Annotated in this window: 9 protein-coding genes; 5 read left to right on the top strand and 4 right to left on the bottom strand. The window is 69.3% G+C overall.

Features of this window, described 5'->3' with window-relative positions:
• The first annotated feature begins 154 nt into the window (after positions 1 to 154).
• From FHX60_RS23110 to FHX60_RS23125, 4 genes are all read left to right on the top strand, one after another.
• On the top strand, positions 155 to 709 hold the full coding sequence (locus FHX60_RS23110; RefSeq protein ID WP_092314884.1) for an LbetaH domain-containing protein: 555 nt from the start codon (positions 155 to 157) through the stop codon (positions 707 to 709).
• A 176-nt stretch (positions 710 to 885) separates the two neighbouring features.
• A complete protein-coding gene (locus tag FHX60_RS23115) occupies positions 886 to 2,073 on the top strand; it encodes a polysaccharide biosynthesis/export family protein (RefSeq protein ID WP_482156198.1) in 1,188 nt (395 codons plus the stop codon).
• A gap of 42 nt (positions 2,074 to 2,115) precedes the next feature.
• Entirely contained in the window at positions 2,116 to 2,580 is a 465-nt protein-coding gene (locus tag FHX60_RS23120) for an arsenate reductase/protein-tyrosine-phosphatase family protein (RefSeq protein ID WP_243419711.1), read from the top strand.
• Complete coding sequence (locus FHX60_RS23125) at positions 2,577 to 4,826, top strand: polysaccharide biosynthesis tyrosine autokinase (RefSeq protein ID WP_183284747.1); 2,250 nt, start codon at positions 2,577 to 2,579, stop codon at positions 4,824 to 4,826. The genes FHX60_RS23120 and FHX60_RS23125 overlap by 4 nt, the downstream gene beginning before the upstream one ends.
• Positions 4,827 to 5,886: 1,060 nt before the next feature.
• Here the strand turns inward: FHX60_RS23125 and FHX60_RS23130 are convergent.
• The 3 genes from FHX60_RS23130 to FHX60_RS23140 form a co-directional block, all read right to left on the bottom strand.
• Positions 5,887 to 7,698 (bottom strand): alpha/beta hydrolase family protein, encoded by a 1,812-nt coding sequence (locus FHX60_RS23130; RefSeq protein ID WP_260164496.1) that lies wholly within the window; start codon positions 7,696 to 7,698, stop codon positions 5,887 to 5,889.
• Between the two features lie 119 nt (positions 7,699 to 7,817).
• Positions 7,818 to 10,160 (bottom strand): polysaccharide biosynthesis tyrosine autokinase, encoded by a 2,343-nt coding sequence (locus FHX60_RS23135; RefSeq protein WP_112776239.1) that lies wholly within the window; start codon positions 10,158 to 10,160, stop codon positions 7,818 to 7,820.
• Positions 10,161 to 10,270: 110 nt separating this feature from the next.
• On the bottom strand, positions 10,271 to 11,848 hold the full coding sequence (locus FHX60_RS23140; protein ID WP_244981334.1) for a mannose-1-phosphate guanylyltransferase/mannose-6-phosphate isomerase: 1,578 nt from the start codon (positions 11,846 to 11,848) through the stop codon (positions 10,271 to 10,273).
• 338 nt (positions 11,849 to 12,186) lie between these two features.
• Between FHX60_RS23140 and FHX60_RS23145 the strand changes: the two genes are divergently transcribed.
• Positions 12,187 to 13,299, top strand: coding sequence for a DUF1839 family protein (locus tag FHX60_RS23145; RefSeq protein ID WP_244981335.1), 1,113 nt, complete (start codon positions 12,187 to 12,189; stop codon positions 13,297 to 13,299).
• 67 nt (positions 13,300 to 13,366) lie between these two features.
• On the opposite strand, the gene FHX60_RS23150 is transcribed toward FHX60_RS23145, so the two are convergent.
• Positions 13,367 to 14,089: a Crp/Fnr family transcriptional regulator gene (locus FHX60_RS23150; protein ID WP_012354880.1), complete on the bottom strand. Its 723-nt coding sequence runs from the start codon at positions 14,087 to 14,089 to the stop codon at positions 13,367 to 13,369.
• Between the last annotated feature and the right edge of the window lie 143 nt (positions 14,090 to 14,232).

A 14,232-nucleotide genomic window follows, 5' to 3' on the forward strand; every position in this document is an offset into this window, starting at 1 on the left:
CCGTTCCGTGCGCTGGCGCACCTGTGTGGAGCGTGATGGCGGCCGCGGCAAGCCCGACGGCTTCCCGCCCGGCTTCTGTGGCGCGGCGCACCGATACACGGCACGGCTTCGCGCGAGCATCGCCGCAATGTCCGCCGTTCCGGAAACGCTCCGTATGATCATCCAGCACACCCACCGCACCTCCGGCCCGTCGTTTTCGCTGTCCAACCGCGTGCGCCGGCAGCTATGGAACTGGGTATGGCTGTGGCTGTTCCGCCCCAGCCTGCGCCCGATGCACGCCTGGCGCGCCGCGTTGCTGCGGCTGTTCGGCGCCCGCCTTGGCCGCGATGCGCGGGTCTACCCCGCGGCGCGGATCTGGGCGCCGTGGAACCTGGTGATGGGCGAGCACACCGCCGTCGCCGACGGCGTGACGCTCTACAACATCAGTCCGATCACGCTGGGCGACTACGCCATCGTGTCACAAGGCTCGCACTTGTGCACGGGGTCGCACGACTACAACAGCGAGACTTTCCAGCTGATCGCGTCGCCCATCACGCTGGAGCGCCATGTGTGGGTGTGCGCCGAAGCGTTCATCTCGCCGGGCGTGACCTTGCCCGAAGGCGCGGTGATTGCACCCCGCACGGTGGTGACCAAACCGCTGCGCGATGCGTGGACGGTGTATGGCGGCACCCCCGCGCGGCCCATCGGCCAGCGCCGGCCGCAGCCATGAGCCAGGCGTCGGACCGCATGCCCGCGGCGCATTGGACCAGTGCGCGGCAGGCCACCCAAGGCGCCCGCGGCAGTGTGCGAGAGCGCACCGATTCACGCTACCCGCCGCCCTAGGCTGGGAGCATCAGGGGCCTGCCGTCCCAGCGCGGGCGCGCCCCAATGTGCAGGAGGAATGTCGTGGAAACCAGTCAATGCCGCACCGCTTGCCGCACCGCCAGTCTTACCCACCGCGTCCGAGGGTCGCGCCGGCGCTCGCTGCCGGGCCTGTGCGCCGTGCTCGGCGCAGCGCTGCTATTGGGCGGCTGCGCCGCATCGCCCGGGATGCACTTCAGCCCGACCGCGAACGTCGATGCCGTCGGCCCCGACGCCAAGCCGGACATCACGCCGATCACCATGGAACTGGTGCGTGAGCTGCGCTCGAAGAGCAAGCCCACCAATGACCGCGTCGAAGAACTGTTTGCCACGCCCAAGCCCTATGTGATCGGCCCGGGCGACATCATCTCGGTGGTGGTGTGGGACCACCCCGAACTGGTGTTCCCGACGCAGACCTACAGCATCGGCGCCGGCTTCGAGGTGCCGGCCTCCACCGGCGGCTCCAACATGCCGGGCTATGTGGTCAGCCCTAACGGCGACATCCAGTTCCCGTATGCCGGCGTGATGAAGGTCTCGGGCAAGACCGCCAACCAGGTCCGCGACGAAATGGCGCGCGTGCTCTCGCGGGTGGTGCGCAACCCGCAGATGACGGTGCGCGTGCTGGGCTTCCGCAGCCAGCGCGTCTATGTCGACGGCGAGGTCCGCACGCCCGGCATGCTTGCCATCGACGACGCGCCGATGACGCTGGTCGAGGCGCTCAACCGCGCCGGCGGCGTGCTCAACAACACCGGCGACAACAGCCGTGTGCGCGTGACCCGCGGCGAACGCAGCTGGTACGTGAATATCCCGGCGATGCTGGCCAAGGGCGTCGACCCGTCGCGCATCCTGCTGCGTTCGGGCGACATCGTGCGCGTCGAGCAGCGCGAGGACAGCAAGGTCTTTGTCACCGGCGAAGTGGTGCGGCCGAGCTCGCTGCTGATGCGCAACGGGCGCATGACGCTGAACGAGGCGCTGGGCGATGCCGGCGGCGTGAATCCCAACTCCGCCAACGCCGAGCAGATCTACGTGATCCGCAAGACCGCCAGCGATGCGCCCAAGGTCTACCACCTCGACGGCAACTCGCCGGTGGCGCTGGCGATTGCCGAGGGCTTCGAGCTGGAGCCCAAGGACGTGGTCTACGTCGATGCGCGCGAGGTGGTGCGGTGGAGCCGTGTCATGAGCCTGCTGATAAGCCCGATCGTGGGCGTCAACAGCCTCACTACGCGGCCTTGAGCCATGCTGCCGGCGCCGCTCCCGAGTTCCGATGAAGCCGCAATGATCCGCTCGATCCTGGTGGTGTGCCTGGGCAACCGCTGCCGCAGCCCGATGGCCGCCGACCTGCTGCGCCAGGCCTTGCCCGACTGCCGCATCGGTTCCGCCGGGCTGGCGCCACCGGTCGGCGCCGGTGCCGATCCGCGCGTGATCCGGCTGCTGGCCAAGGACGGGCTGGACCTGGCCGGGCACCGCGCGCGCGAGCTCGATGACGACATGGTCGACGACGCCGACCTGGTGCTGGTGATGGACAGCGAGCAGCGCGAATGGCTGGAGCAGCGCTTCCCGCGCGCGCGCGGCAAGACTTTCCGCCTGTGCGAGGCCGCGCAGGCGGATATTCCCGATCCCTACGGCGGCTCGCAGGCAATGTTCCTGATCGTGCTGGGGCTGATCCGCGAGGGCGTGCAGGCATGGACGGCACAGATTCAATCCGAAGCACAGGCAACCCGCTACGGGGAGGCAACATGAGCAACATCAAGAACCTGCGTGACTACGAGGCCCAGGCTCCGGAAGGCGATGAGCCGTCGTCGGACCTGACTTCGTATGTCGACGTGCTGATCCGCTACCGCTGGACCTTCCTCGCGGTTGCCGCGGCGGTGATGGCGGTGGGCCTGCTGTTCGCGTTGCTGTCCAAGCCGGTTTACCGCGCCGACATCCTGGTGCAGGTGGAGGACCAGAACAGCGGCAACGTCAACAATACCAACAAGCCCACCGCCACGGTGTCGCCGGTATACGACGCCAGGCCCGCCCCTTCGACCGAGATCGAGCTGCTGCGCTCGCGCATGGTGGTGGGCAAGGCCGTCGACGCGCTGCAGCTGGACATATCCGCGTCGCCGAATTATTTCCCGGTGATCGGCGGGGCCGTGGCCGGCTTCAACCGCGAGCTGTCGCAGCCGGGGCTGTTCGGCCGGGGCGGCTATGCGTGGGGCGGCGAAGCGATCACGGTGTCGCGCCTGGAGGTGCCGCCCGCGATGGAGCGCCGGCTGATCACGGTGACCGCGCTGGGCAACGACACGTACCGCCTGGCCTTCGCCAGCGACGCTGCCGTGGCCGAAGGCCGCGTTGGCGTGCCGCTGACGGTGGCGACCCACAGCGGCAAGGTCACGCTCGAGATCAGCCAGCTCGAAGGCCGCCCCGGCGCGGTGTTCCATGTCTCGCGCGTGCCGCGCGCAGTGGCCATTGCCGACCTGCAGAGCAAGCTGATGATCACTGAGCGCGGCAAGCAGAGCGGCGTGATCGGCGTGGCGCTGGAGGGTACTTCGGCAGAGAGGACCGCCGCCATCCTGAACGAGATCGGCAACGAGTATGTCGAGCAGAACCTGCGCCGCAAGGCCGCCGAGGCCGAGAAGTCGCTGGCATTCCTGGAAGCGCAGCTGCCGCAACTCAAGCAGCAGCTGGAAAGCGCCGAGTCGCGCTACAACACCATGCGCAACCAGCGCGGCACCATCGACCTGAACGAAGAATCCCGGCTGGTGCTGTCGCAGTCCGTGGCTGCCCAGACCAAGCTGGCGGACCTGCGCCAGCGGCGCCAGGAACTGATTGCGCGCTTCACGCCCAACCATCCGGCGATCGAGATCATGGACAAGCAGATTGCCGACGTGAACGCCGAGATCGGCTCCGTCGGCAACAAGATCCAGCGCCTGCCGGATATCGAGCAGAACGTGCTGCGGCTGATGCGCGACGTCCGGGTCAGCACCGAGATGTACCAGTCGCTGCTGAACGACGTGCAGCAGCTCAGGCTGGTCAAGGCCAGCAAGATCGGCACGGCGCGGCTGGTGGACCCGGCCGAGGTGCCGATCCGCCCGGTCAAGCCCAACCGCAAGCTGATCGCCGCGGCCTCGGTGCTGCTGGGCCTGCTGGCCGGCACCGCGGTGGTGGTGCTGCGCCGGCTGTTCGACGGCGGCGTCGCCGATGCGGACGAGATCGAACGCGAGACCGGCATGACGGTGTACGCGACGGTGCCCTACAGCGCGGCGCAGTCGCGCCTGCGCGGCGGGCCCGATATCGACAAGCTGCTCGCCAGGCGCATGCCGGACGACCCGGCCGTGGAAAGCCTGCGCAGCTTCCGCACCTCGCTGCAGTTTGCGCTGCTCAACAGCGACAGCAACAACGTGGTGGTGATCACCGGGCCGGCGCCCGAAGTGGGCAAGTCCTTCATCTCGGCCAACTTCGCCACGGTGCTGGCCACCGCCGGGCGCCGCGTGGTGCTGGTCGACGCCGACCTGCGGCGCGGCGGGCTCAACCACCATTTCGGCAAGCCGCGCGTGCCGGGGCTGACCGAGCTGCTGACCGGCACGCCGCTGGAGCAGGTGCTGCAGCGCGACGTGGTACCGGGACTCGATTTCATCGCCACCGGCTCGGAGCCGCCGCTGGCCGCCGACCTGCTGCAGACGCGCGGCATGGATACGCTGCTGGCCACGCTCCGGAACCGCTACGACGTGGTGCTGCTCGACACCCCGCCGGTGCTGGCCACGTCCGACGCCGGCGTGCTGGCGACCAAGGCCGGGGCCGTGTTCCTGGTGGCGCGGGCCGACGCCAGTACCGCATCAGAACTCAAGGCCACGCGACGCGCGATCGTGCAGGCGGGGAGTGATATCAAGGGAGTGATATTCAATGGCCTGAAGGTGGAGGGGCGGTGGTATCGGGCGCATTATCACTTTGGGAAGTATCGGTATATGAATCAGTATGGGGGGGCTAGTTCTAAGAGGGCTTAAGGCTTTGGGTGGCGGGGGGAGGCGTTGCTTCTCGGTTTGGGGTGGTCGCTGTTGGTGACATGCTGTCGGCTTTTGAACCGTGTGGTTCCGCCCTCCTGGGCGGGTCAGTTGTTGCCATGCGGTTGAGCGTCGCTTCTCGGTTTGGGGTGGGCGGTGTTGGTGACATGCTGTTGGCTTTTGAACCGCCTGGTTCCGCCCTCCTGGGCGGGTCACTTTTTGGCCGAGCGCCAAAAAGTAACCAAAAAGCGCGTTTACTGCCCTGCGGGCGGCATGTCTTATCGTAGTGGGCCTGGGGGTTTTCGTACGGGGCTGGGCTTCCTCACATAGCGGGACTGCCTGCCGCGGTGGTGCACCACCGTGGCAGGGGCGTTGAAGTGTGGGTTGAACGAGCCCAGAGCGCGGAGTGGCCCCTGCTGCGGGCCTTGTCGTAGGAACGCCTACGGCTGCGCTGCGCGCCGGCAGTATCGTAGGTCAGGGGCCCTGGCTCCGACCGCGTCGCTGCGCTCGCTTTGCGCTGCAGGTCGGTGACCCGGCCCGGTGGCTGCGGGCGGCCGTATCGCGGGACGCCTGCGGCTGCCGCGGGCCAAATTGCGGTGACGGTCATTGGCGTTTGCGCGCAGCGCAGCCAAAGGGTTGTACGATTTCGCTTGCCAGCCCAGACCACCGCCAGACAGCGCCAAGCGAGCGCAGCGACGCGTTCCGTGCCAGGGCCGACGCCCTGCGATACTGACGGCGCAGCAGCCGTAGGCGTTCCTACGACAAGGCCCGCAGCAGGCGGCCACCAAGCGCTCTGGGCTCGTTCAATCACCCCTCCAACGCCCCTGCCACCGTGGCGCACCACCGCGGCAGGCAGTCTAGCTATGTGAGGAAGCAAAGCCCCGTACGAAAACCCAGCGCACACTACGATAAGACATGCCGCCCGCAGGGCAGTAAACGCGCTTTTTGGTTACTTTTTGGCGCTCGGCCAAAAAGTGACCCGCCCAGGAGGGCGGAACCAGGCGGTTCAACAGCCGACAGCATGTCACCAACACCGCCCCCCCCATCCCCCAACCCCAACCCCTCAACACACCTTGGCAGCCCGCGGCAACCCATCCCCCACCGCCTCCATCGCCGCCAATCTCGCCACCACGTGCTTGACCACCTGGTCGCAAAAAACCTGCCTCCCCCCCGCCAGAAACAACGCATGGTCCATACACCCATGCCGATGCACAGTGATATGCGTGAACGCCGCGAGCGCTTCCAGATCTCTGCCAAAGCGCAGCTGAGCCTCATCGAGCCCCATGTCCGCGGACCCATACAGCATGTCGGTCTGCACTCCACGCTCGTTCAGGCTCCGCATCGCGGCCCGCGCGTACGCCGTGGCTGACGCCAGGTCTTCGTCACCGCGCAGCCGCGTCAGACGGAACGCCACGCGCTCGGTGGCGTGCCGGTATGCATGGCGTGCCATGGCCGCGGCGAGCGGGCCGATCCGCACCTGCCCGTGCAGCATCCGTTGCCAGTTGCCGCCGCGGCGCGCGGCCGTCAGCCAGCCCTGCCACGAGCGCGCGCCCTTGCCCGAGCTCCGGTCGTCGGCGCGGTCCCAGCGGAATTTCACCAGGTTGGCCAGCACCAGGCCGTTTACGCCGGGGTTGGCCAGGGCGGCGTGCAGGCTCAGGTAGGCGCCGGAGCACACCCCGGCCAGCACGATGCCGCGGAAGCCGCGCGTGCGCATCCAGTCGACCGCGGCGCTTACGTCCGCGCGCGGCCCGGGGGAGTAGATCTCGGGAATGCTCATGCTGCGTGGCGCGCGCGGGCTGTCGCCGAGCGCGGACACGTCCAGCCGCAGCGACACCACGCCCAGCCTTGCCAGCCGGCGCGCCAGCGTGACGAACATGCGGCCATCGCCGACATGGTGGTTGCCGCCGGTATTCGGGAAGATCACCGCGACCTGCGCGGGCGCCGCGTCAAACGGCATGCACAGGATGCCGAACTGGCGCCGCGCGTCGAGCCAGACCGATTCTTCGACCACGCCATCGACGGCCACGCGCAGCGACGCCGGGCCTGGCGGGCGCCGACGCGCCGCCGGCAGTGCGGCCGAGGCGGCCGATGCGGCCGCTATCGGCGCCAGCCACTGCACCAGTTGGCGCCAGGCCTGCGCCGGCACTCCCGCAAACTCCGCCGATTGCATCATGTCGGCGTAGTCGGCAAACGCGGCCGCATCGACCTTCGCGCCGCCGTCGGTGTAGTACTGCGCCAGCGCACCCGCCGCGGAGGCCGAGCCCGGCCACGGGTCGAGCACCAGCACGCGCGGCGCGGGGCAGTTGCTGCCGCGGTCGAGCCGCAGCGCCTCGAGGTCGCGCACGGTGTCGGCGCTGAAGCGGAAGGCCAGCACGTCGATCGCGCCGGCCGGCGGCGGTGGCGGGGTTTCGGTCGGTCCGACGCTGTCGAGCCAGTTCAGATGCAGCGCGCGCAGCTCGCGCAGGTAGGCGCGGCCATTGACCACGGGCGCAAGCAGCACCAGCGCGGCAACGCCGCCTTGCCATGCCGGGTGCGAGCGCATTGCCTCGGCGGCCTGCACCGCGAGGCTGGCACCGGCGCGCAGCCCGCACAGCACGATGCGCTCCACGCCGGCCAGCGCGCGCAGCTGCGCGGCCGCGGCCACGATGCTCGAGGCGGCGCGGCCGAGGAAATGCGCGGCCTCGCAAGCGCCGGCGGAATCGCCGGTGCAGGGATAATCAAAGCGCAGCACCGGCATGCCGGCCGCTGCGAGATCGTCGGCAAGATGCCGCCATGCCCGGTGCGACCACATGGCCTCGTGGCCCAGCGCAGCGCACAAAACCACCCCGGTCTTTCCTTGTGCCTCGTGCAGCCAGCCGGCACAGCCTTCAAACATAAGCCGCCTCATGTCGCCTCCTGGCGAGCGGATGGTCAGCCGCCGAGCCGGTGGAGCCAGACCCGCTTTTGCACGCAGAAACGGGTACGCTCCGGCTGCGCTACCCGTTTCCGCGCCCCTTATTCTTTTTTCTCTTCGCGGTGCAGCGCCTGCCCGATCCGGCGCGAGATCGGCGCCGTCGCCGGCATGCCAAGGTAGGGATTGACGCTGTTGAACTCGGCCCGGTTGCTGCGCTTGGCGATCACACAGTTGAGGATGCCGCCCAGCAGGCGCGCATCGGCCCGCTGCAGGCGCTTGAGCGTTTCATCGACCTGGCCGGGCAGCGTCGCGTCGGCACGCAGCACCACCAGGGTCGACCCGGCAAGGTTCGCGACCAGGCTGGCATCGGCCACCGCCAGCACCGGCGGCGTGTCGATCAGCACCAGGTCGAAGCGGGCCGCGCACTGGCGCAGCGCTTCGGCCATGCCCGGGCGCATCAGCAGTTCGGAAGGATTCGGCGGCGGCAAGCCCGCCGGCAGGATCGACAGGCCGTTGACCACCGTGGGCCGCACCGCGGCGGACAGCGGCACGTGCCCGGTCAGCAGTTCGGCCAGGCCGGATTCGGCGGGCTGGTCGAACCAGCTCGCCACGCGGCCGCGGCGCAGGTCGGCGTCGATCAGCAGCACGCGCTGGCCGGCTTCGGCGAACAGCACGGCCAGGTTGACCGATGCAAAGGTCTTGCCCGCGCCCGGGGCCGGGCTGGTGACGGCGATGACATGGTCGGGCGCGCTGCGCAGCGCGAAATGCACCGCGGCGCGGATATTGCGCAGCCCTTCCACCGCCAGCGAGTGCGGCGCGTTGCGCGCCAGCAGGAACTGGTCGTGCAGGCCCAGCCGCAGCATCCGCTCGGCGCTGTCATCATCTTCCAGCGCGGACACATCGATCACCGCGCTCGACGGCCGCGGCCGCTCCAGCCGCGCCGACGGCGGCGCGGCGTAGCCCGCGGCCACGCCCAGCAGGGCCTTGGCCGACACCATGCGCTCGAGCGCGGCCTGTTCGCGGCTGAAGGCAACGTCGCCCAGCATGGTGATGCCGAGCTTGTCCTCGGCGTCATTGGCGGTGGCCACGGTGGGCCGCACGCGCTGGCGCAGCGTCAGCGCCCCGGCCGCCAGCAGCATGCCCAGCACGCCGCCGCCCGCGGCCGGTGTCCATGGCCCCAGGCCGACCGGCACGGTGGGCGTGAGCGCGTTGTCGACGATGCGCACCTGCCCGGTGCGGTCGAGCTGCGCCAGCGACAGCTGCTCGACCTTGTTGCGCAGCGTCATGTACATGTCTTCGGCCACCTTGACGTCGCGCGTCAGCGCCACGGATTCACGCTCGGACGCCGACAGGTTCTGCATGCGCGCGTCCATCTCCTGGCGCTCGCGCGTGAGCTGCAGGATCTGGCTGTCGACGGTGCGGACCTCGTTGGCTTCGGTGGTGAAGCGCTGCAGCAGCTTGGTGCGCTCCAGGCGCAGCAGCGCGATCTGGCGCTGGTATTCCATGCTGCCGTTCAGGTAGGACTGCACGTCCTGGCTCGGCGCGAGCGAGCCCGAGCGCGAGCGGTAGCGCGTCAGCGCGCTCTCGGCGCGCTCGAGCTCGGCCTTCACGCGCGGCAGTTCGCCCGACAGGAAGGCCAGCGTCGCGGCGGTGTCGTCCTGGCGCTGCTCGGCCTGGCCCTTGATATAGGAATCGGCAATGCCGTTGACCAGCGCCGCCGCGGTCGCGGGATCGCGGTTCTGCCAGCTGATGCGCAGCGTGGTGGCGTCGCTGGATTCGCTGTCGACGCGCAGTTCGCGCGTGACGGCGTCGACGGTCAGCGTCAGGTCGCGCCGCGTGACCAGGAAGCGCGTGCCCGGGCGCGCCTCGATGCGCCCCACCAGCATCGAGATGCCACCGGCCTCGGCCACCTGGCCGGCGCGGCCCTCGAGCTGCGCATCCGGCCCGCTCAGCCGGAAGCCGTTGTCGGGCAGGATCTCCAGTGTCAGCGGCACGTTGAGCAGGCGTGCCGGCACGTTCAGGCGCTCCACCGCCACGCGCTCGCCGCCCCACGCATAGCCCAGTTCCGCCGGCCATGGCCCGCGCAGCTTGCCGGGCTCGGCGAAGTGGTTGACCAGGCTGCCCAGCAGCGGCGCGCGCAGCGGCTGGATCTCGATGTCCAGGTGCAGGCGCTCGACCACCGGCCCGACCACGGCGCGGCTCTTCAGCATGCCCAGGTCGAGCTGCGGCGTGGCCATGCGGCCGGCGGCATCGCGGGTCTGCAGCTGCACCAGCGACTTGGCGCGATACAGGTCAGGGGTGGACAGCCACGCCAGCCAGGCAAGGGCCGCGCCGGTCAGCCCGGCGGCAAGGATCCAGCCTGCGTGGTCCAGCAGCACGCGTGCGTTCGCGCCGCTGCGCGGCGACGCCTGGTCGGGTACCGGTACGGCTCCGGCAAATGACATTCTGCTCACGACATCTCTCCCGCCACACGCTGCCTCACGCCAATCACGCAGCAACCGGTGCCTGCCCGCGCGCCTGTCGGCCCCGGGCCCATGCACTGGCCGCCGACCCCTTACTTGCGCCCGTAGTTGTCTTCGAACCTCACGATGTCGTCCTCGCCCAGGTAGGCGCCCGACTGCACCTCGATGATCTCCAGCGGCGTCTTGCCCGGGTTCTCGAGCCGGTGCAGGGTGCCGATGGGGATATAGGTCGACTGGTTTTCCGAAAGAATGCTGACGTTGTCGCCGCAGGTCACGCGCGCGGTGCCGCGCACCACCACCCAGTGCTCGGCGCGGTGGTAATGCATCTGCAGCGACAGGCTGGCGCCGGGCTCGACCACGATGCGCTTGACCTGGAAGCGGTCGCCGCGGTCGATCGAGTCATAGCAGCCCCAGGGCCGGCGCACCTTGCGATGGTTCACCACTTCATTGCCATGCTCGGAGCGGATGCGCTGGACGATGTTCTTCACGTCTTGCACGTGGGCCTTGTCCACCACCAGCACCGCGTCGGCGGTTTCGACCACCACCACGTCCTGCACCCCGACGCACGCGATCAGGCGGCCCTCGGAATGCGCCAGGCACGAGCTGGCGCCGTCGAACAGCACGCGTCCGCGGCCGGCATTGCCGCTGGCGTCCTTGGGCGCGATATCCCAGATCGCCGCCCACGAGCCCACGTCGGACCAGCCCGCGTCCAGCGGCACCAGCATGCCGGCGATATCCGGCAGGGTCTCGAGCTTCTCCATCACGGCGTAGTCGATCGAGTCGGACGGGCACGCGTGGAAAGCTTCCTTGCCCAGGCACAGGACCTCGCCGGCGCAGGCGGCGTGTTCGCTTGCCGCATAGGCGGCGCGGCATTGACGCGCCATCTCCGGCTGCAGCTCGGCCACCGCGCGCAGCCACACCGAGGCCCGCACCACGAAGATGCCGCTGTTCCACCAGAATTCGCCCGACTCGACATAGTGCTTGGCCAGCTCCAGGTGCGGCTTCTCGACGAAGCGGTCCAGCATGAAGGCGCCATGCTCGGCGCCGCCGGCCGCGCGGATGTAGCCGAAGCCGGTCTCGGGCGCCACCGGCTTCACGCCCAGCGTGACGATGGCACCGTGGTCCGCATGCTGGATCGCCGTGGCGATGGCCTCGCGGAACGACGCGATGTCGGCCACGCTGTGGTCGGCCGGCGTTACCACCAGCACCGCATCGCCACCCTCGCCCGCGGCCGCCAGCGCATGCAGCGCGGCCACCGTCAGCGCCGGTGCGGTATTGCGCCCGCACGGCTCGGACAGCACGCGCGCCGGCTTGCCGGCGCGCTTCATCATGTCGGTGATCATGAAGCGGTGCTCTTCACCGCAGACCACGATCTGCGCCGCTTCCATGCCGTCGGGGCGGCCCGCCAGCGCGGCCACGCCGGCGAGGCGGTTGGCCGTGGCTTCCAGCAGCGTGTCTTCGGCAATCAGGTTCAGCAGCTGCTTGGGGAACTGCTCGCGCGACAGCGGCCACAGGCGCGTACCGGCGCCGCCGGCGAGGATCACGGGCTGCACCACCGGCAACGCGGCGCAGTGCGCCGCCCTGTCGCCCAGCCCTTGCAGCGCTGCATGGATTTCGCCGTTGACCGGCGGCGGCGTCTGGTTCTCTTCCCGGGTCCGAATTCGCATCATGCCTCCTGGCGTGTCGGCTGTTCCAAGCGTCCCGTGCGTCCCGGGCGTCCGGCCCGGCCCTGCGCAACCACCGCGACGGTCTCGCAGAAACGGGTACGCCCGGCAGCGGTCCCTGACCGCCATGACGGGGATGCCAGCCAGTCTAGGCAGGCGTGCTGGCGCAATCTGTTCGATTCCGCACACGCTACTTGCGCCGCCGCGGCAGGCCGCGCGCATGCATGCCGCGGCGGCCTGCGATCGCGCGCACTCTGTTGGAGAACGCACCGATAGCCACGGCCGCCGGCGTTGCAATACAGTGGGCCGTGCAGGCGCTGCGCCTGCGATCGCGGCCCGGCGGCATGCGCGCACTGCGGAGGAACGACATGGAGCAGGCGGTGGCAACGACGGCAACGATTGCGACAAGGGCACCAACCACGGCAACCACGGCCACCGACCGCGGCTACCACTACACGCGCCAGCAGCGGTGCCACGTGGCCAGGCCGGTGCAGCGCTGGCTGCACGATGAAACCTCGGTCTGGCAGGAGAGCAATTGCTACATGGACCTGTGGATCGAGCTGCTGTATGGCTGGGGGCTCGACCCGCGCGCGGCGCTGGCGTTCACCGTGGCGCAGGACTACGAGGGCGACCATTTCACCTACTTCAAATACCCGCCGGCGGATATCGAGCTGCTGTACGGCACCGTGGTGCAGGAGATGGCGGTCTATGACACGCTGCAGGCCCACCTGGTCGAACAGGTCGGGCGCGGCCATGCCGTGCTGGTCGAGATGGACAGCTACTACCTGCCCGACACGCGCGCCACCACCTACCGCCAGGCGCACGTGAAGACCACCGTCGCCATCGACCGGATCGACCCCGCGGCGCAGCGGCTGTCCTACTACCACAGCCTCGGCTACCACACCGCGGCCGGCGACGACTACCGCGGCCTGCTGCGCCTGACGCCCGAGCTGCGCGACGGCAACATCCTGTTTCCGTACGCCGAATGCGCCAAGCGCGTGCGCACGCCGCTGCGGGACGCGCACGCGGCCGATGCCGCCGCGGCGCTGATGCGCCGCCACCTGGGCCGCCGCCCCGCGCTGAACCCGGTCACGCGCTGGCGCGCCGACTTCGACCGGCATGTCGCGGTGATCCTGGCGCGCGGCGAAGCGTATTTTCTCCACTACGGCTTCAACCTGCCGCGCCAGCTGGGGGCGAATTTCGAGATGCTGCATCACTGCCTCGCTTGGTTCGGCGAGCATGGTTACGATGTGCCCGCGCGCATCGCGCGGGCGGCCAACACTATCGCCGGGGAAAGCAAGGTGCTGCAGTTCCGCCTGGCCCGGGCCATGGCGCGCGGCCGTCCGGACCGCTGCAGCGAGTGCCTTGACACGATGGAGTCCGCTTATGAAACGGTCATCGCCGGCCTGCTGTCGTCGTTCGGCGCCGCCGATCCCGCACAGCCGGCTTGCGCCTGACGCCAACGGCAGGCGCCGCCGGCAACGCGGGCGCACGGCCACCGCCGTGCCGCGCGCCCGTGGCGCTTCAGGCGTGGGCCAGCGCGGGCAGCAGGCGGTCGTACTCGCGTTTGACCAACTTGTAGCATTCGCAGGAATGCTTCTCGAGCCCGCAATGATCGAGGATGGTGATATGGCCGCGGCTGTGGTGGATCAGCCCCAGGTTTTCCAGCTTGCCGGCGGCTTCGGTAACGCCTTCGCGGCGCACGCCCAGCATGTTGGCGATGACCTGCTGGGTGATGACCAGCTCGTTGGAGTTCATGCGGTCGCGCGCCAGCAGCAGCCAGCGGCACAGCTGCTTGTTCAGCGAATGGTGGCGGTTGCATGCCGCGGTCTGCGCGATCTGCGTCAGCACCGCCTGCACATACAGCAGCGTGACGCGCTGCAGGGTCGGCAGATAGGACAGCTCGGCGCGCAGCGCGCGCGCGGGAATGCGGTAGGCGAAGCCAGGGCTGCGCACTTCGACGCGGCTGGGCATGGTATCGCCGCCCGTCACCACCGGAATGCCGACCAGGCCTTCATTGCCGACCGCGGCAAACTCGACCGTGGCGCCGTCCTCGAGCAGCGACAGCAGCGACACCACCGAGGTGGTCGGGAAATACACATGCACGATGCGCTGGCTGGTGTCAGTCAGCAGTTCGCCGGCACGCAGCCGGACCAGTTCAAAGTGGCGCGACAGCGTTTCCCATTCCTGCCGCGGCAGGGCATTGAGCAGATGATTGACATGCAGGTCCGACCGTTGCGTGATCATGCTGATTCTCCCCGTTGACCCGGGACCGGCACTGGGCCGCCGCTCGCGCACTGGCTGCGTGGTGCAAAGCCCGGCTGTACCGCTCCACCCGTGACTGATGCTTACCGACTTGTTGACACCGCGTATGACTGACTGATGACGGC

The sequence above is a fragment of the Cupriavidus alkaliphilus genome (assembly GCF_014191175.1).
Taxonomy (GTDB): Bacteria; Pseudomonadota; Gammaproteobacteria; order Burkholderiales; family Burkholderiaceae; genus Cupriavidus; species Cupriavidus alkaliphilus.

Coding starts and splice junctions, on each gene's coding strand:
- FHX60_RS23145 (WP_244981335.1), top strand. CDS start 12,187: ATGCGCGCACTGCGGAGGAACGACATGGAGCAGGCGGTGGCAACGACG.
- FHX60_RS23150 (WP_012354880.1), bottom strand. CDS start 14,089: ATGATCACGCAACGGTCGGACCTGCATGTCAATCATCTGCTCAATGCC.
- FHX60_RS23110 (WP_092314884.1), top strand. CDS start 155: ATGATCATCCAGCACACCCACCGCACCTCCGGCCCGTCGTTTTCGCTG.
- FHX60_RS23130 (WP_260164496.1), bottom strand. CDS start 7,698: ATGTTTGAAGGCTGTGCCGGCTGGCTGCACGAGGCACAAGGAAAGACC.
- FHX60_RS23120 (WP_243419711.1), top strand. CDS start 2,116: ATGATCCGCTCGATCCTGGTGGTGTGCCTGGGCAACCGCTGCCGCAGC.
- FHX60_RS23140 (WP_244981334.1), bottom strand. CDS start 11,848: ATGATGCGAATTCGGACCCGGGAAGAGAACCAGACGCCGCCGCCGGTC.
- FHX60_RS23125 (WP_183284747.1), top strand. CDS start 2,577: ATGAGCAACATCAAGAACCTGCGTGACTACGAGGCCCAGGCTCCGGAA.
- FHX60_RS23135 (WP_112776239.1), bottom strand. CDS start 10,160: ATGTCATTTGCCGGAGCCGTACCGGTACCCGACCAGGCGTCGCCGCGC.